Source organism: Nonomuraea sp. NPDC052116, from assembly GCF_040680035.1.
GTDB classification, from domain to species: domain Bacteria; phylum Actinomycetota; class Actinomycetes; order Streptosporangiales; family Streptosporangiaceae; genus Nonomuraea; species Nonomuraea angiospora_A.
In genome coordinates this window covers 15,901-32,430 of the sequence record NZ_JBFAWA010000032.1, presented here as the reverse complement: position 1 = coordinate 32,430, position 16,530 = coordinate 15,901, and the positions used below count along the sequence as shown (strand labels likewise).

General features: G+C 72.2%; 14 protein-coding genes. 11 read left to right on the top strand and 3 right to left on the bottom strand.

Translation table 11 applies throughout. From position 1 onward, the window contains the following. Window positions 1-6: 6 nt before the first annotated feature. The 3 genes from AB0L65_RS45000 to AB0L65_RS44990 all read left to right on the top strand — a co-directional run bounded on the left by AB0L65_RS45000 (window position 7) and on the right by AB0L65_RS44990 (window position 2,828). Window positions 7-426: a hypothetical protein gene (locus AB0L65_RS45000; protein WP_364259364.1), complete on the top strand. Its 420-nt coding sequence runs from the start codon at window positions 7-9 to the stop codon at window positions 424-426. Further along, entirely contained in the window at window positions 423-1,880 is a 1,458-nt protein-coding gene (locus tag AB0L65_RS44995; protein ID WP_364259361.1) for a multicopper oxidase domain-containing protein, read from the top strand. The genes AB0L65_RS45000 and AB0L65_RS44995 overlap by 4 nt, the downstream gene beginning before the upstream one ends. A gap of 72 nt (window positions 1,881-1,952) precedes the next feature. Then, window positions 1,953-2,828: a fumarylacetoacetate hydrolase family protein gene (locus AB0L65_RS44990; RefSeq protein WP_364259358.1), complete on the top strand. Its 876-nt coding sequence runs from the start codon at window positions 1,953-1,955 to the stop codon at window positions 2,826-2,828. Window positions 2,829-2,867: 39 nt separating this feature from the next. Here AB0L65_RS44990 and AB0L65_RS44985 read toward each other — a convergent pair whose 3' ends face one another. Together AB0L65_RS44985 and AB0L65_RS44980 are read right to left on the bottom strand one after the other, a co-directional pair. Beyond that, the gene (locus AB0L65_RS44985) at window positions 2,868-4,853 is read right to left on the bottom strand and encodes a glycosyl hydrolase family 28-related protein (RefSeq protein ID WP_364259355.1); all 1,986 of its coding nucleotides are present in this window, start codon (window positions 4,851-4,853) and stop codon (window positions 2,868-2,870) included. 335 nt (window positions 4,854-5,188) lie between these two features. Beyond that, entirely contained in the window at window positions 5,189-5,953 is a 765-nt protein-coding gene (locus tag AB0L65_RS44980; protein WP_364259352.1) for an ROK family protein, read from the bottom strand. Window positions 5,954-6,274: 321 nt separating this feature from the next. Between AB0L65_RS44980 and AB0L65_RS44975 the strand changes: the two genes are divergently transcribed. Continuing rightward, entirely contained in the window at window positions 6,275-6,700 is a 426-nt protein-coding gene (locus AB0L65_RS44975) for a hypothetical protein (protein WP_364259349.1), read from the top strand. Window positions 6,701-7,084: 384 nt separating this feature from the next. Here the strand turns inward: AB0L65_RS44975 and AB0L65_RS44970 are convergent, their stop codons facing one another. Further along, window positions 7,085-7,417 (bottom strand): putative quinol monooxygenase, encoded by a 333-nt coding sequence (locus AB0L65_RS44970; protein ID WP_357745995.1) that lies wholly within the window; start codon window positions 7,415-7,417, stop codon window positions 7,085-7,087. A gap of 106 nt (window positions 7,418-7,523) precedes the next feature. On the opposite strand from AB0L65_RS44970, the gene AB0L65_RS44965 reads away from it, so the two are divergent. The 7 genes from AB0L65_RS44965 (at window position 7,524) to AB0L65_RS44935 (ending at window position 16,530) form a co-directional block, all read left to right on the top strand. Continuing rightward, the gene (locus tag AB0L65_RS44965; RefSeq protein WP_364259346.1) at window positions 7,524-9,140 is read left to right on the top strand and encodes an ABC transporter substrate-binding protein; all 1,617 of its coding nucleotides are present in this window, start codon (window positions 7,524-7,526) and stop codon (window positions 9,138-9,140) included. Further along, the gene (locus AB0L65_RS44960; RefSeq protein ID WP_364259344.1) at window positions 9,137-10,156 is read left to right on the top strand and encodes an ABC transporter permease; all 1,020 of its coding nucleotides are present in this window, start codon (window positions 9,137-9,139) and stop codon (window positions 10,154-10,156) included. Before AB0L65_RS44965 ends, AB0L65_RS44960 begins: the two co-directional genes overlap by 4 nt. Further along, complete coding sequence (locus tag AB0L65_RS44955; protein ID WP_364259341.1) at window positions 10,153-10,959, top strand: ABC transporter permease; 807 nt, start codon at window positions 10,153-10,155, stop codon at window positions 10,957-10,959. The genes AB0L65_RS44960 and AB0L65_RS44955 overlap by 4 nt, the downstream gene beginning before the upstream one ends. Then, on the top strand, window positions 10,956-12,563 hold the full coding sequence (locus AB0L65_RS44950) for an ABC transporter ATP-binding protein (protein WP_364259338.1): 1,608 nt from the start codon (window positions 10,956-10,958) through the stop codon (window positions 12,561-12,563). The genes AB0L65_RS44955 and AB0L65_RS44950 overlap by 4 nt, the downstream gene beginning before the upstream one ends. A 32-nt stretch (window positions 12,564-12,595) precedes the next feature. Next, a complete protein-coding gene (locus AB0L65_RS44945; RefSeq protein ID WP_364259335.1) occupies window positions 12,596-13,924 on the top strand; it encodes a lanthionine synthetase LanC family protein in 1,329 nt (442 codons plus the stop codon). Between the two features lie 72 nt (window positions 13,925-13,996). After that, a complete protein-coding gene (locus AB0L65_RS44940) occupies window positions 13,997-15,319 on the top strand; it encodes an NtaA/DmoA family FMN-dependent monooxygenase (protein WP_364259332.1) in 1,323 nt (440 codons plus the stop codon). Next, on the top strand, window positions 15,316-16,530 hold the full coding sequence (locus AB0L65_RS44935; RefSeq protein ID WP_364259329.1) for an LLM class flavin-dependent oxidoreductase: 1,215 nt from the start codon (window positions 15,316-15,318) through the stop codon (window positions 16,528-16,530). Before AB0L65_RS44940 ends, AB0L65_RS44935 begins: the two co-directional genes overlap by 4 nt.

The window sequence follows — 16,530 nt, the reverse complement described above, 5'->3', positions numbered from 1 at the left end:
CCGTGCATGACCGCATCACCCTCCCCTCCGCCCGGCTGGATCGTCTGGTCGCTGCGGGTGCTCGCCACCGGGCACCTGGCCGGAGTGCTCGGGCAGGCCGCGCTGGCCGGGCTCTTCGTCACCGGCGACGTCGATCTGCTGACCTGGCACCAGAACAACGCCGGGTTCACGCACGGCCTGCTCTACCTGCAACTGGTGGCCGCCGTCCTGCTGTGGCGGCCGGGAAGGGGGCCGGGATGGCCCGCGCCGGCCAGCCTGGGGCTCGTGGCGCTGGAGACGGCGCAGGTGGCGCTGGGGCAGTGGCGGGCGCTGGGGCTGCACTTCCCGATCGGCATGGCGATCTTCGGGCTGTCCGCCGTCTTCACCGTCTGGACCTGGCGGTCCTACCGCCGCGGCGCCGGCGCGGACCGCCCGAGCGCCGCATGAGCGCCCTGACCAGGCGGGGGTTCCTCGGGGTGCTGGGCGGGGCCGCGCTGGCCGCCGCCGGATGCGCCGAGATCTCCGGAGAGCTGCTGCGCAGCCGGCTGACCCTGCCCCGGCCGTTCACCGTGCCGCTCCCGATCCCCGAGGTCGCCCGCCCGGTACGCCCCGGCCGCTACGAGGTGACGCAGCGGGCCGCCAGGATCGAGATCATCCCCGGCACCACCACCGAGGTCCTGGGCTACGGCGGGACCTTCCCAGGCCCCACGTTCGACCTGCGGCGCGGCAGCCGCGTCACGGTCGCCGTGCGCAACGAGCTGAGCGTGCCCACCTCCACCCACCTGCACGGCGGCGTCACCCCGCCCGGCTCCGACGGCTACCCGACCGACCTCGTGGCGCCCGGAGGCGGGGCGAAGGACTACGACTACCCGCTGGAGCAGCGGGCCGCCACGCTCTGGTACCACGACCACCGGATGGACTTCACCGGGCCGCAGGTGTGGCGGGGGCTGGCCGGGATGGCGCTGGTGCGCGACGAGGAGGAGGACGCGCTGCCGCTGCCGAGAGGGGAGCGGGAGCTGCCGTTGATGATCTGCGATCGGGCGTTCGACGAGGACGGTTCCTTCCGGTACCCGAGCCCGCCCGAGAGCGGTCACCCCGGTCACATGGGCGGCCACATGGCCGCGGTCGACGGCGACTACATGGAAGGCGTCGAGGGGGACGTGATCCTCGTCAACGGGGCGCCCTGGCCGGTGGCCGAGGTGACGGCCACCCGCTACCGGCTGCGGCTGCTCAACGCCTCGAACGCCCGCCGCCACCGGCTCCGGCTCACGCCGGGCGGCCGGTTCACGCAGATCGGGAGCGACTCCGGCCTGCTGGCCGCGCCCGTCGCGCACGACGAGCTCCCGATCTCGCCGGGCGAGCGGTACGACGTGGTGGTCGACTTCTCCGCCTACCCCGTCGGCACCGCGGTCACCCTCGTCAACACCCTCGCCGACGGCCCCGCCCGGAACGTCATGCGCTTCGTCGTCGCCCGCCGGGCCGCCGACGACACCGCCGTACCGGCCGTGCTGTCCCGCCCGCCCGGTCGCGTGGCGCCCGTGACCACCCGCAGGTTCGACTTCCGCAGGTCGGCGGAGGGAGTCTGGACGATCAACGGTCACCCCTACCGGCCCGGCGTCCCGCTGGCCCGCCCCCGGCTGGGCACCGCCGAGGTCTGGCGCCTGTCCAGCGACTTCCACCACCCCGTGCACGTCCACCTGGCCCACTTCCTGGTGCTGGCCAGGAACGGCCGGGCCCCCGCCGCCTCGGACGCGGGGTGGAAGGACACCGTGGACGTGCGCCCGTACGAGGTGGTGGACGTGCTCGCCCGCTTCGACGGCCACCGCGGCCGGTACATGCTCCACTGCCACAACCTGGAGCACGAGGACATGGCGATGATGGCCGACTTCGAGGTGATCTGACCCACCAGAAGCCGGCCCGGCCGGGTAGGGAAGACTCTCATCTGACTCGTCTGATGAGAATGAGGAGCAGGCATGCACATCGTACGGTTCGTCAGCCCTTTGACCGACGCTCCCGCGGTCGGCGTCGACGACGGCGAGCAGGTGGTGGAGCTGGCCGGCGTCACGACCGTGGCCGAGCTGCTGCGGCTCCCGGTCGAAGGGCTGCGCGAGCGGCTGGCGGGGGCCGACGGGCAGGGGCACCCGTCCGCCTCCGTGCGGCGGCTCGCGCCGGTGGACGGGCTGATGGAGGTCTGGGCGGCCGGCGTGACGTACCGGCGCTCGCGCGAGGCGCGGGTGCTGGAGAGCGAGCGCGCCGCCGACGTGTACGAGCTGGTCTACGACGCCGAGCGCCCGGAGCTGTTCTTCAAGTCGGTGGCCTGGAAGGTCTCGGGTGACGGCGGGCGCATCGCGGTGCGGTCGGACTCCGAGATCGACGTGCCGGAGCCGGAGCTCGGCCTGGTGCTGAACACGGCGGGGGAGATCGTGGGCTACACGGTCGTCGACGACGTGAGCTCGCGCACCATCGAGGGCGTCAACCCGCTCTACCTGCCGCAGGCCAAGATCTACCTGGGCGCGTGCGCGGTCGGCCCGGCGATCCGTCCCGTGTGGGAGGTCTCCGACCCGTACGCGCTGGACATCACGCTCACGATCGCCAGGGGCGGCGAGACGGTGTGGGACGGCAAGGCGTCCACGTCGGGCCTGCACCGGCGCCTCGACGAGCTGGCGGGCTACCTGTTCCGCGCCGACTCCTTCCCCGACGGCGCCGTGCTGGCCACCGGCACCAGCCTGGTGCCCGACCTGCCGTTCACGCTGCAGGACGGCGACACGGTGACGATCGGCATCGCCGAGATCGGCACCCTGACGACCACCGTCGTCAGGGGTCTGGAGGCCATGCGCCGGCAGGTGTGAGCCCCCGGCAGGGCCGGCGCGGCGAGCGCGCCGGCCCGGTCACCAGGGGGACGGAGGCGGGGGCGCCACGACCGGCGGACGGTCGTCGCAGGTGATGGTGTTCGGCAGGAGCCACGGCGCCAGCCAGGCCCCCGCCGCGCCGCCACCGTCGTTCCCGCCGAGATCGGTCAGGGCGAACTCCGAGCCCGTGGGCGGGAAGCCGAACGAGCCGCAGTTGTTCACCCCGACCGCGCCGACGTTCCGCGCGTCCACGTTCTCGAACGTCGCCGACCCCTTCACCCGCGCGCTCACCACCGACGTCCCGGTCCCGTCGACCCGGATGTCCTTGAAGTGCACGTTGGTGATCGAGTACAGGTCCTTCACCGACCACTCGCTCACCAGCATGATCGCGTTGTACGTGTTGTCCAGGAAGTGGTTGCCGACCACCTGGACGTCCGCGGAGATGTCCCTCTCCAGCGCGTAGAACCAGATGGCCCCGAGCCCGATGTTCCAGTTCAGCTCGTACGTCCCGGACCTGACCGTGGTGTTGCCGGTGATCAGCAGCCGCCCGGTGAACGGCTCGGCGCCGAAGCGGGAGCCGACCTGGATGGCGCTGCCCTCCCTGACCGGGTCGGCCACGAGGTTGTTCGAGATCGTGTTGTCCCTGCCGCCGTAGACGGCGATGCCGTTGGCGAGCACGGGCGTCTGGACGGTGTTGTGGTCGAACGTGTTGCCGCTGTCGGCGCTCTTCTCCGACCACATGGCCAGCGCGTCGTCGCCGCTGTTGCGGATGAAGTTGTTCGACACGACGGAGCCGGTGACGCCGGTGTGGAAGTTCACGGCGTCGGCGATCTGGTCGACGATCACGTTGTTCGTGATCCGCATGTTCGTCATCGGCCCGTCGAACCACATGCCGACCTTGGTGTGCCGGATGTGCAGGCCGTCGATGGTGGAATCGCTCATCGCGCCGCCGATCGCGTTCACCTGGTCGGTGTCGACGCGCTCCCGCACGTCCCCCTCGATGGCGAACCCCGACAGGTGCACGTTCGTGCTGCCGCCGGGCTTGCCGTAGAAGCCGACGCCCGTGTGCACCGAGCCGTCCGGCGCCGGGCTCCCGAGCGGGACCTCATGGCCCTTGATGATCGTGTACCAGCTCCCCGCGCCCGTGATGGTCACGTCGTCCACGATGATGTGCCGGTTCACCTGGTACGTGCCCGGCGGGACGTACACCTCCAGCCGCTTGCGCTGGGCGAAGGCGATGGCCCGGTCGAACGCGTCCGACGACTCGCGCCGTCCGGACGGGTCGGCCCCGAACGCCAGCACATCGGCCGCCGTGAGCCTGACCTTCGGCGGTCCCACGAGCTGGGAGTCCAGCAGGTCGATGACCGTCCACGCGGCGGCGCTCCCCGTGGGGGCCGTGAGGCGTACCCGGTCGCCCGCGCGGTACGTGCGGCCGAGCAGCAGGCGCTGCTCGTCGTAGAAGTGGTTCGGGCGGAACGGCTTCGCGATCACGGGCGGCGGCGTCGTGGCGCTCGGCACGCACGAGCACTCGGTGATCCACCAGTCGGGGTGCAGCAGGCCGGCGCCGGGGTCGTTGGAGAACGGGTACTGGTTGTACAGCCACGCGTACTGGGACGTCAGCGTCATGGTCCGGCGGCCCTTGCCGTTGACCGTGACGTCGAGCGGCGCGGTGATGCCGCCCCCGCCGGGCGCGTCGGGGATGCTGTAGCGGACGGTGATCGCGTCGGCCGCGCGCGGCAGCGTGAACTCCACGTGCTGCCCCGGCGCCAGCCGCACCGCCTTCCGGCCCGACGCCTCCGCGGGCAGCGTGTACGCGCCGCGGTCGGGGCCGATGACCGTGCCGTTCGTGACGGCGTTCTCCGCCTCCTGCTCCAGGAAGTCCACGGCGGCGCCCCGCCCCGCGACGAGCATCGGATCGAGGGCCGCCCGCGTCACGACGGGGGCGGGGCCGGAAGAGGCGTGGGCCGGGGAGGCGGCGAGGGCCGTCGCGGCCGCGCATAAGACAGCCAGGACCGTGCGTGGCATCCGGTGCTCGTTTCTCTCGGGGGGTGAGGCGACAGTAGGCGTCCGCACACCGATGCACAAGGTGTTGTGAAGTAGTTTCGCGAATCTGCTTATTTCTTGCGTTGACTTGCGTTCTGTTGCGGACCATGGCTTTGTCCGGGATGCGCATTTATGTTCATGAATATGAGCGAGACGGCCGTCGGGCTGCGTAAGGAGTTCGGACCCGTCACGGCCGTCGACGGCATCGACCTGGGCGTACGCGACGGAGAGTTCTTCGCCATGCTCGGGCCCGGCCCGCTGGGGACATCTGGGGGCGCGCCGCACCGCCGGGGATTGGGCCGGCGTGGTGAGCCGAGTCATGGTTGCCTCTGCTTGGTGTCCTCGAGGAGGTCGGGCGCGAGATCGGGGCCCGCGGGGTAGCGGGACAGCAGCGGGGACTCGTGCAGCACCAGGGCGATGCCGCCGAGGGCGCCCGCGGCCTCGCCGAGCGTGGCCCGGCGCAGGCTGACGCGGTGTCTGGAGACCGGCATGACCCGGGCGCGCAGCGCCTGCTCGACCGGCTCGATCAGCGCGGGGCCGGTCTCCGCCAGCTCGCCGCCGACCACGATCGCGGAGGGGCCGATCGCGTTGCACACGGCCGCGAGCACGCCGCCGATCGCGCCGCCGACGTCCTTCAGGAGGGTCAGGGCCGTGCCGTCGCCCGCCCTGATCGCCTTCACCGGCTCAGGCACGTCGTCGGCCCGCCCGCCCGCGGCGCGGTAGGCGTCCAGCACGGCTCTTGTCGAGGCCACGGTTTCCAGGCAGCCGGCGCCGCCGCAGTCGCAGGGCGCGCCGTCCGGGTCGACCGTGATGTGGCCGAACTCGCCGGACAGACCGTACGCGCCCCGGTGCAGCACGCCGCCGACCACCAGGCCGCCGCCGACTCCGTGGGACAGGCGCAGGTAGAGCACGTCCCGGTCGCCGGCGGTGGCGCCCCAGATCGCCTCGCCGAGGGCGGCCAGCCCGGCGAGGATGTCGTACAGGGTGGTGCGGGAGAGCTGGCAGAGCTTGCCGAGCTCGCCCCGGCTGAGCGGGCCGTGCTTGCGCAGCAGCCCGAGTACGAGCTCTTCGTGCCCGCGCACCGGCTGGCATCTGCCGGCTTATCTCGACAAATCGTGGAAAACCGCCAGCGCTGAGCTGGCCCCCGGCGTCACTGCTTATGGGCGTTCGGGACCGATTGGGGCATCCAATCTTGGTCGAATGATTACTTATCGGGCATTTCCTCGCATTCGCCACCGCTCTCCGCAAACCCATCGTGACCACGGCTTTCGGGACGGAAAAGCCTCAACGGCTCAAATCCCCATCAGGAACTAATTTTTATGGACGTATGGCCATTTGACGGTAGCTGTGAGTTTCTCTATGCGATCATCGTCAACGCGCTTTCGTACAGAGAAAGGTGAACCGTGACAGACCACCAGGCGTTTTCCGAGGATGAGCTGGACCAGCTACTGCAGGCGCCGAGGCAGGTGACGTGGGCGGCGACGCAGGCCGAAGCTGATGGCATCATCGGGATGGCCAAGGAGCTCTACGCGGGCGGCAAGGTGTTCGTGGCAGCCGAGCAGCACGGCAACGAGCTCATCAGGAAGCTCGCGACTCGCACTCCGGTGGGTGAAACAGACGGCTCGACGCCGGAGGAGGCCATCGCGGAGGCGCTCGTCAAGGTTCCGGCGGCCATCGCCCTGCTTCGTTCCAAGGGAACCGAAGAAGACGTGCACGCCTACGGGCAGTGGCTGATCGAGATCGCCGTCGCGATATCCGACGGCGCCAAGGGGATCTCCGGAGCCGAGCAGGGGTTCATCGACCAGCTCACCGCGGCGATCAAGGGCTGACCACCGCCCTAAGGTGTGTCCTGTGGCTCATTTGGGGTGCTGAGCCAGATTCTGATCGAGGCGACATCGAGGACGCCTTCGTAGCTGCCCCGGCGCGCGCCGGTCCGTAATGCCACCGCAAGTTGCGGTGGCATTCGGCGTCCAGGCCGGGAGGTCGGTCGCCCTTGCGACCGCGCTTGAGGCGGTTGGCCTCCTGGCCCTTCTTGATGCCGCCCCTGCGCAGGTGGGCGCGATTGCCACGCGAAGCGGGCGATGGACGGCAGCGCCGGCGGCACCGAAGGGCGCCCGTTGACCGGCCGACCCATACCCCAGGCCCGGCCGGAACCAGCCGACGGCCCATCATGGCCCGAGCCTGAAAAGGTCGCCAAGATCTTCAGGGCATTCCTAATCGCGGTCCGGGACGGCCAGTTCGCCGAGCAGGGACCAGTCGTCCTGCGGGACGGTGGCGTTCACGATGCGCGGCGTCTCGGCGAGGTGGGGCGGCAGCGTCTGCTGGGCCTGCTTGAAGTGGGCCGACTGGACGTGCGCCGCCCCGGCGTCGCCGTCGCGGAACGCCTCCACCAGGACGTACTCCACCGGATCCTCGACACTGCGCGACCAGTCGAACCACAGGCAGCCCGGCTCGGCCCTGGTCGCCTCGGTGAAGTCGGCGACGATCTCCGGCCAGCGGTCGGCGTGCTCGGGCAGGATGCGGAACTTGGCGGTGATGAAGATCATCGGGCTGGCTCCTTCGAGTCCGTGGGGATCAAGCCTATCGAGAGGGCGTTGACAGGCATTCATGCATTACCTACCGTTTAGCTAGGTAATGCCTCGGCCCCAAGGAATGCGTGTGAAGAGACTCAAGGGCATCGCCCCCTTCGTCCTCGTCGTCTCCCTGACCGCCTGCGGCTCTCAGCAGCCCGCCCAGCAAACCCAGGACACCTCCCTGACCTGGGCCATCGAGACCCAGCCGCTCACCCTGAACCCCCAGCAATGGGGCCAGAACAAGGTCCGGCTGCTCGTGTTCAACCAGTTCGACGCGCTGCTCTCGCGCCAGAAGGACGGCACGTTCCAGCCCTGGCTGGCCAAGTCGTGGAAGGTGTCGGACGACGGTCTGACGTACACGCTGCAACTACGCGACGACGTGACCTTCCACGACGGCACGAAGTTCGACGCGGCGGCGGTCAAGGCGAACCTGGAGCAGTTCCTGGTGCCCGGCTACAACCCCGGCATCGCCTCCATCCAGCTCAAGTCCTTCGCCAAGGCCGAGGTGAAGTCGCCGACCACCGTCGAGATCACGCTGAAGGAGCCGGACGCGCTCTTCCTCGACTTCCTCGCCTCGCCCCTCGCGGGACAGGTCTCGCCGAAGTCGCTGAAGGCGGCCAAGGACCTCAAGTCCGGCGGGCCCGACCTGGTCGGCACCGGGCCGTTCATCCTGGAGTCGTACGTGCGGGGCCAGGAGATCCGCTACCGGCGCAACCTGGACTACAAGTGGCCGCCCGCCGGGTCCGGGCATCAGGGGCCGGCCTACCTGTCGCGGATCACGTACCGGTTCCTGCCGGAGGCGGCGGTGCGCGTCGGCGCGCTCACCTCGGGGCAGGTGCAGGTCATCGAGGGCGTCCCGGCCACCGACGCCGCCATGATCAAGCAGGATCCGGGTCTGACGTACCAGACCTCGCTCAACTCGGGCACCTCCTTCTCCTACTACTTCAACACCGCCCACGCCCCCTTCGACGACCAGCGCGTACGGGAGGCGTTCCGCGAGGCCGTGGACGTGGACGCGGTGCTGAAGGCCGTCTACCAGGGCACCGCCACCAGGGCGTGGAGCGTCGTCACCAAGGGCGGGCCGTTCTACGACGCCTCGCTGGAGGGCGCCTTCGGCGGCGACACCGCCAAGGCCAACGCCCTGCTCGACGCGGCCGGCTGGAAGCAGCGCGACGCCCAGGGCTACCGGATCAAGGACGGCAGGCGGCTCACCGTGCGCTCCGTCGCCTCCGCACCGTTCGTCCGCGACCGCCGCGACATCCTCGCCCAGGCCATCCAGGCGCAGGTCAAGCAGAGCGCCGGGATCGACTTCCAGGTCAAGATCGTGGACCAGGGGACGGCGCAGAAGGCCTACACCGAGGGGGAGTACGAGATCTTCGAGAACTCCCGCGGCGACGCCGACGCGGGCGCCGCGCTCAACCTGATCCTGCCGCGCAAGGGGCCGATCAACCGCACCGGCTTCTCCGACCCCGACGTGGAGAAGTGGCTGGCCGCGGCCGCGGCCTCCGCCTCCCTGGACGAGCGCAGGGAGCTGTACGCCAAGGTGCAGCGGGCCGTGGTGAAGGACAAGGCGATCGTGTTCCCGGTCTACGTGCCCGCCGACCAGATCGCGGCGCAGAAGAGCGTCCAGGGCCTGGGCTTCGAGGCCGGCTCCGGCACGCCGCGCAGTGCGTACGACGTCCGGATCGGCACATGACCGGACAGCCGGTGACGGCCCGCGGCAGGGACGCCGCCAAAGCCCGCGGCGGGGACGCAGTCAAAGCCCGCGACAGGGACGCCGTCAAAGCCCGGGTCAGGGGTGTCGTCAAGCGTGTGCTCGCCGGGCTCGCCGTGCTCTGGGCGGCGGCCAGCGCCTCGTACGTCGCGCTGCTGCTCGCGCCGGGCGACACCATCGACATCCTGGTAGGCGACGGCCCCGACACCCCCGGGATCCGGGCGCGGATCGTCGCCGAATGGGGGCTCGACCGGCCGGAGGTCGTCCAGTACGTGTCCTACCTGTGGCGGCTGCTCCACGGCGACCTCGGCCGCTCGTACCAGCTCCAGCTCGGCGTCGGCGAGATCCTGTCGACCCAGCTGGGCCCGACCCTGCAGCTCACGCTGGCGGCGGCCGGGGTCGGGGTGTCGCTCGCCGGGGTGATCGCCGTCGTGACCGCCGGGCGGGGCCGGTGGCTGCGCGGCGCGGCCTCGGCGGCCGAGCTGGTCTCGGTGTCGGTGCCGCCGTTCCTGATCGGGCTGGTGCTGCTGGCGGTGTTCTCGTTCACGCTCGGCTGGTTCCCCGTGTCGGGCGCGTCCGGGCCGCAGGCGCTCGTGCTGCCCGCGCTCGCGCTGGGCCTGCCGATCGCGGGCGTGCTCGGCCAGGTGCTGCGCGGCGGCCTGGAGCTGGCGCTGGAGCAGCCGTTCGCGGTCACGGCCAGGGCCCGCGGGCTGAGCGAGCCGCGGCTGGTGGCCAGGCACGCGCTCCGGCACGCGCTGATCCCCGCCGTGACGCTGGCCGGGTGGTTCACCGGCACGCTGCTCGGCGGGGCCGTCATCACCGAGGTGCTCTTCGGCCGGCCGGGGCTCGGGCAGGTGGCGATGCAGGCCGTCACCGGCCGGGATATGCCGGTGGTGATGGCCGTCGTCCTGCTGTCGGCCATCGTGTACGTGACCATCAGCACCCTCCTCGACCTGGCCTACCGCGCCATCGACCCCCGGATCGGAGGCCGGCCGTGACCTCGTCGCGCTCGCTGCTCGCGCCCGCGGCGTTCCTCGTCCTGCTGGCGGTGGCGGTGGCCGCACCCGGGCTGCTGACCGGCGTGGACCCGCTGGCGGCCGACCCGGTGAGCGCGCTCGCGCCGCCCGGCGGCGCGCACTGGTTCGGCAGCGACCACCTCGGCCGCGACGTGCTGTCCAGGGTCGTCCACGGCGCCCGCCACTCGCTCAGCATCGGCGTCACCGCGACGGCCCTGGCGGTGGCCGCCGGGGTGCTGCTCGGCCTGGCCGCCGGGCTGTCGCCGAAGTGGCTGGACGAGGCGCTGGCCAGGTCGTTCGACGTCCTGTCCACCCTGCCGGAGCTGCTGCTCGCCCTGCTCGTCATCGCCGTCACCGGCCCCGGCACGGGCAACGTCATCTTCGCCATCGCGGTCGCCCAGATCCCCAACTACGCCCGCGTCATCCGCGCCCAGACCTTCGTGGTGCGCCACGCCGGATATGTCGAGCAGGCCGTCACGTTCGGCCGGTCCAGAGCCGCGATCACCGCCGGGCACGTGCTGCCGAACGTGCTCGGGCCGATCCCCGTCCTGGCCACCATCGGGCTCGGCCAGGCCGTCATCGCCGCCTCCGGGCTCAGCTTCCTCGGCATGGGCCCGCAGCCCCCGGCCGCCGAATGGGGCGCGATGCTCTCCGAGGCCCGCAACTACCTGCGGGTCGCCTGGTGGGAGGCGCTGTTCCCGGGCGTCGCGATCATGCTGACCGTGGTCAGCCTCACCGTTGTCGGCCGCCGGCTCCAACGCCGCTTCGAGGGGAGAACCCCATGACGACCTTTGCCTCCCCTCCAACCGTCGCCACCCTGGTCGCCGTGGAGGACCTGCGCGTGAGCTTCGGCGGGACCGAGGTCGTGCGCGGCCTCTCCTTGTCGCTCGCTCCCGGCGAGTGCGTGGCCGTCGTCGGCGAGTCCGGGTCCGGCAAGAGCGTCACGGCCCGCACGCTGCTCGGCCTGGCCGGGCCGGGCGCCACCGTGCGGGCGGCCGCGTTCAGCGTCGGCGGCCGGGACGCGCTCGGCTTCGGACCGGCGCAGTGGCGCGGGTTGCGCGGCGGGTTCGCCGGGCTGGTGCTGCAGGACGCGCTGGTCTCCCTCGACCCGCTGCGGACCGTGGGGGCCGAGATCGGCGAGGTGCTGGCCGTCCACGACGTCGTCCCGAGAGCACGGCGCCGCGACAGGACGCTCGAACTGCTCGACGCGGTCGGCGTGCCCGATCCGCCGCTGCGTGCCGGGCAGCACCCGCACCAGCTCTCCGGCGGGCTGCGGCAGCGGGTGCTGATCGCCTCGGCCATCGCGGCCGGACTCGAGCTGATCATCGCCGACGAGCCGACCACCGCGCTCGACGTCACCGTGCAGGCCCAGATCCTGCGGCTGCTGGCCGAGCGCCGGGCCGCCGGCTGCGCGCTGCTGCTGATCAGCCACGACCTGGCCGTCGTGGCCTCGATCGCCGACCGCATCCTCGTCATGAAGGACGGCCGCGTCGTCGAGGAGGGCCCTGCCGGGAGCGTGCTGTCGGCGCCCGCGCACGACTACACCCGCTCGCTGCTGGCCGCCGTCCCGTCGGCCGCCTCACGGGGCACCCGCCTGTCCACCGCCCTGTCCACCGCGCCGCTGCCGCGCCGCACGCCGGACCCGTCGGCGCCGGTGCTCGCCGGCACCGGCCTGTCCAGGTCGTACGGGCCGCGCCGGGTGGTCGACGACATCTCGTTCACCCTGTGCGAGGGCGAGACGCTCGGCGTCGTCGGCGAGTCGGGCTCGGGCAAGACCACCCTGGCCCGCCTGGCCCTCGGCCTGCTCGAACCCGACGCGGGCCGGGTCACCCTGCACGGCCGCCCGTGGAGCCACGTGCCCGAACGCCGGCGCCGCCCCCTCCGCCGCCGGATCCAGCTCATCTCCCAGAACCCGCTCGACTCCTTCGACCCCCGCCACACCGTCGGCCGCCTGGTCGCCGAGCCGCTCGACCTGCCCGCGGCCGAGCGCCGGGCGCGGGTGCTCGACCTGCTCGAACGCGTCGGCCTGCCGCCCGGCGTCGCCGGCCGCCACCCGCGCGAGCTGTCGGGCGGCCAGCGGCAGCGCGTCGCCATCGCCAGGGCCCTCGGCCCCCGCCCCGACGTGCTGGTCTGCGACGAGCCGGTCTCCGCCCTCGACGTCTCGATCCAGGCCCAGGTGCTGGACCTGCTCGCCGAGATCCAGGCCGAGTACGGTACTGCCATGCTGTTCATCAGCCACGACCTCGGCGTGGTGCACCACGTCAGCGATCGGGTCCTGGTCATGAAGGACGGCCGGGTGGTCGAGGAGGGCGACGTGACGGAGGTGTTCACCCGCCCCAGGCACGCGTACACGCGGGAACTGGTCGCGGCTGTTCCCCGGCTTTCCTGAATTTCCTACCAAATGTGTGGGATACTGGACGGGTGAGTCTGGACAGGATCCGCGCGTCGAGCGCCCGAGCCGATTCCCCGCTGACCGCCGCCATCCTGGCGGGGCGATGGATCAGATCCGCCGCGGCCGACGACGAGCACGGAAGGCGCTGGCTGGCCAATCCCGATCCGCACGGCGGGTCGGCGGTCACCTCCGAGCCCTCGTCCCTCTACTCGGGGGCGGCGGGCGTCGTGCTGTTCTTCCTCGAACTGGCCGCGGCCACCGGCCACGAGGCGTACCTGGAGGACGCCGGGCAGGGGGCCCGCAGGCTCGCCGCCACCTGGCGCGAGCAGGACGACGTCTCCCTCTACCACGGGCTGACCGGCACGATGGTCGCGCTCATGGAGGCGGGCTGGGTGCTCGGCGACGGCGCGTTCGAGGCCGAGGCCGCCGCCATCGCGGACGTGATCGTCCGCCGGGGCCGGGAGTCCGAGGGCGGTGTCGGGTGGTCGCGGGATCCCGCGCAGCGCGGCGAGGGCGGCGTCATCCTCGGGCTGCTGCGGGCCGCCGCCCACCTCGGCGTGCCCGCGTACGAGGAGGCGGCCGTCGAGGCGGGCCTGCGGATCGCCCGGCTGCCCGTCCCCGGGCACCGGTTCGGCGACTGCGCCGACCTGCCCGTGGACGCCGTCACGCCCGGCTTCCTCGCCGGCACGGCCGGGACCGCGTTCCTGCTGGCCCGCCTGTACGGGGTGACCGGCGACGAGCGCTTCCTGTTCGCCGCGCGCAGCGGCGCGGCCTTCGTCCGCGAGGTCAGCGTCGTGGCCGGCGGCTGCGCGGTCGTGCCGCACCACGTGCCGCACGCCAGGGAGCTGCACTACCTGGGCTTCTGCTCCGGCTCCGCGGGCGTGGCCAGGATGTTCTACGAGCTGTACCGGGTGGGGGGCGACCCCGGCGACCTGGAGTGGGTGGAGCGGCTGGCCAGCGGCATCGTCAAGAGCGGCGTGCCGCGCCGCCGTACCGAGGGCTACTGGAACGTGGCCTGCCAGTGCTGCGGGACGGCCGGGCTCATCGAGTTCTTCGTGGGGCTGTGGGCGGCGACGGGGGAGGAGTCCCATCTGGAGTACGCCCGCGGGCTCGCCACCGACCTGATCGGCCGGGCCACCGACCACGACGGGCGCGGCTACCGCTGGTACCAGGCGTACCGGCGGCTGCGGCCGGGCGAGGTGACGGCCGACACCGGCTACATGGTGGGCGCGGCCGGCATCGGCGCCGCTCTCCTTCACCTCGACGCCGCAGGTCAGGCCGACCATCCGCGCCGCGTCATCCTGCTGCCCGACAATCCGTTCCCCGCGATCCCACTGCCTGCTTCCGCGCTCCGTTGACAGCGATACCCAGTTTTCCTACTGTTTAACTGGGTATTGAGCCAAGGAGCACATCATGACCGAGCAGGTCGCATGAAGCGGGTCCACCTGGCCGCGCACTTCCCCGGCGTCAACAACACCACCGTCTGGACCGACCCCCGCTCCCGCAGCCAGATCGACTTCGAGTCGTTCGCCGACCTGGCCCGCACCGCGGAGCGGGGCAAGTTCGACTTCTTCTTCCTGGCCGAGGGCCTGCGGCTGCGCGAGCTGAAGGGCCGCATCCACGACCTGGACGTGGTCGGCCGCCCCGAGTCGCTCACCGTGCTGGCCGCGCTCGCCGCCGTCACCGAGCGCCTCGGGCTGGCCGCCACCGTCAACGCCACCTTCAACGAGCCGTACGAGCTGGCCAGGCGGCTGGCCACGCTCGACCACCTCAGCGCGGGCCGGGCCGCCTGGAACGTGGTCACCACCTCCGACGCCTTCACCGGCGAGAACTTCCGCCGCGGCGGCTACCTGGATCGTTCCGAGCGCTACACGCGGGCCGAGGAGTTCGTCCGGCTGTCGCGCGAACTGTGGGACTCCTGGCGGCCCGACGCCGTGCTCGCCGACCAGGAGAGCGGGCGGTTCCTGCGGTCCGGGTCCGTCGCGGCGGTCAGCCACCGGGGCCGCCACTTCACCGTCGAGGGGCGCTTCAACGTCCCGCGCGGCCCGCAGGGCCACCCCGTGGTCATCCAGGCGGGGGACTCCGACGAGGGCAGGGAGTTCGCCGCGGCCAACGCCGACGTCATCTTCAGCCGCCACGGCACGCTGGAGGAGGGCCGGGCCTTCTACGCCGACGTCAAACGCCGGCTGGCCACGTACGGGCGGCAGCCCCACCAGCTCAAGATCATGCCGGCGGCCACGTTCGCGCTCGGCGACACCGACGCCGAGGCGGCCGAGCGCGCCGCCGAGATCCGCCGCCAGCAGGTGGGGCCGCAGACCGCGATCGCCTTCCTGGAGCAGATCTGGGGCCGGGACATGTCCGCCTACGACCCCGAAGGACCGCTGCCCGACGTGGAGCCCGCCGTCGAGCAGGGCGTCTCCCAGGGCCGGGTGCAGGTGGCCGACCGGGTCGCCGTGGCGGCGCGATGGCGGGCCGTGGCCGAGGAGAAGGAGCTGAGCATCCGCGAACTGGTGATCCACATGACCGGGCGGCAGTCGTTCGTGGGCTCGCCCGCGACCGTGGCCGCGCAGATCGAGGAGTTCGTGCGCACGGACGCCGCCGACGGGTTCATCCTGGTCCCGCACCTCACGCCGGGCGGGCTGGACGACTTCGTGGCCGAGGTGGTGCCGCTGCTGCAGGAACGCGGCGTGTTCCGTACCGACTACGAGGGCGCCACGCTCCGCGACCACCTCGGGCTGGGAGGCGCGGCATGACGCGGCCACCCCTGCACCTGGCCGTCGCGCTCGACGGCGCCGGCTGGCATCCCGCCGCCTGGCGGGACCCCGCCGTCAACGCGCGGGAGCTGTTCACCGCCCGCCACTGGGCCGGGCTGGTCGCCGAGGCCGAGCGCGGGCTGCTCGACTTCGTCACCATCGAGGACGCCCTGGGCCTGCAGTCCTCGGGCCTCGACGGGCCCGACGACCGCACCGACCAGGTGCGCGGCCGGTTCGACGCGGTGCTGCTCGCGGCGGCGCTCGCGCCGCTGACCACGCGCATCGGGCTGGTGCCCACGGCCACGACGACGCACACGGAGCCGTTCCACGTGGCCGTCGGCATCGCGAGCCTGGACCATGTCAGCAAGGGGCGCGCAGGCTGGCGGGTCCAGGTCTCGGCCCGCGCCTGGGAGGCGGCCCACTTCGGCCGCAGGGAGATCCCGGCGCTCATCCCCAAACGGGACACGGCGGGCCGGTGGGAGCCCGACGAGCGGGCCCGGGGGCTCATCGCGGACCTCTTCGAGGAGGCGGCCGACGCCGTGGAGGTGGCCAGGCGGCTGTGGGACAGCTGGGAGGACGACGCCGAGATCCGCGACGTGGCCACCGGCCGGTTCGTCGACCGGGACAAGCTCCACTACATCGACTTCGCCGGATCCCGGTTCTCCGTCAAGGGGCCGTCGATCACGCCCAGGCCGCCGCAGGGGCAGCCGGTCGTGACCGTGCTCGACCACGGCGGGTCGCCGGTGCCGTACGAGCTGCCCACCCGCGCCGCCGACGTCGTTTTCGTCACCCCGCACAGCCGTGACCACGCGCGGGACATCGTCGAGCAGGTCAGGAGCCGTCCCAGGGACGGGCACCCGCTCAGGATCCTGGCCGACCTGCTCGTCCACGTCGGCGACGACGCGGCCGACCGGAAGGACCGGCTCGACGGGCTCGCCGAGCCGCCCGAATCGGACGCGTACACCTTCATCGGGACCGCCGCCGAGCTGGCCGACCTGCTGCTGGACTGGCAGGAGGCCGGGATCGAGGGGTACCGGCTGCGGCCCGGCGCCGTGCCGCACGACCTGGCGGCGATCACCCGCGAGCTGGTCCCCGAGCTGCGGCGGCGCGGCGCCTTCAGGAACCGGTACGAGGCCGCCACCCTGCGCGGGCACCTCGGCCTGCCGCGCGCGATCAACCGTTACGCCTCCCAGAAAGCTGACATTGCGTGA

Coding starts and splice junctions, on each gene's coding strand:
- AB0L65_RS44990 (WP_364259358.1), top strand. CDS start 1,953: ATGCACATCGTACGGTTCGTCAGCCCTTTGACCGACGCTCCCGCGGTC.
- AB0L65_RS44935 (WP_364259329.1), top strand. CDS start 15,316: ATGACGCGGCCACCCCTGCACCTGGCCGTCGCGCTCGACGGCGCCGGC.
- AB0L65_RS44950 (WP_364259338.1), top strand. CDS start 10,956: ATGACGACCTTTGCCTCCCCTCCAACCGTCGCCACCCTGGTCGCCGTG.
- AB0L65_RS44965 (WP_364259346.1), top strand. CDS start 7,524: ATGCGTGTGAAGAGACTCAAGGGCATCGCCCCCTTCGTCCTCGTCGTC.
- AB0L65_RS44970 (WP_357745995.1), bottom strand. CDS start 7,417: ATGATCTTCATCACCGCCAAGTTCCGCATCCTGCCCGAGCACGCCGAC.
- AB0L65_RS44985 (WP_364259355.1), bottom strand. CDS start 4,853: ATGCCACGCACGGTCCTGGCTGTCTTATGCGCGGCCGCGACGGCCCTC.
- AB0L65_RS45000 (WP_364259364.1), top strand. CDS start 7: ATGACCGCATCACCCTCCCCTCCGCCCGGCTGGATCGTCTGGTCGCTG.
- AB0L65_RS44940 (WP_364259332.1), top strand. CDS start 13,997: ATGAAGCGGGTCCACCTGGCCGCGCACTTCCCCGGCGTCAACAACACC.
- AB0L65_RS44995 (WP_364259361.1), top strand. CDS start 423: ATGAGCGCCCTGACCAGGCGGGGGTTCCTCGGGGTGCTGGGCGGGGCC.
- AB0L65_RS44960 (WP_364259344.1), top strand. CDS start 9,137: ATGACCGGACAGCCGGTGACGGCCCGCGGCAGGGACGCCGCCAAAGCC.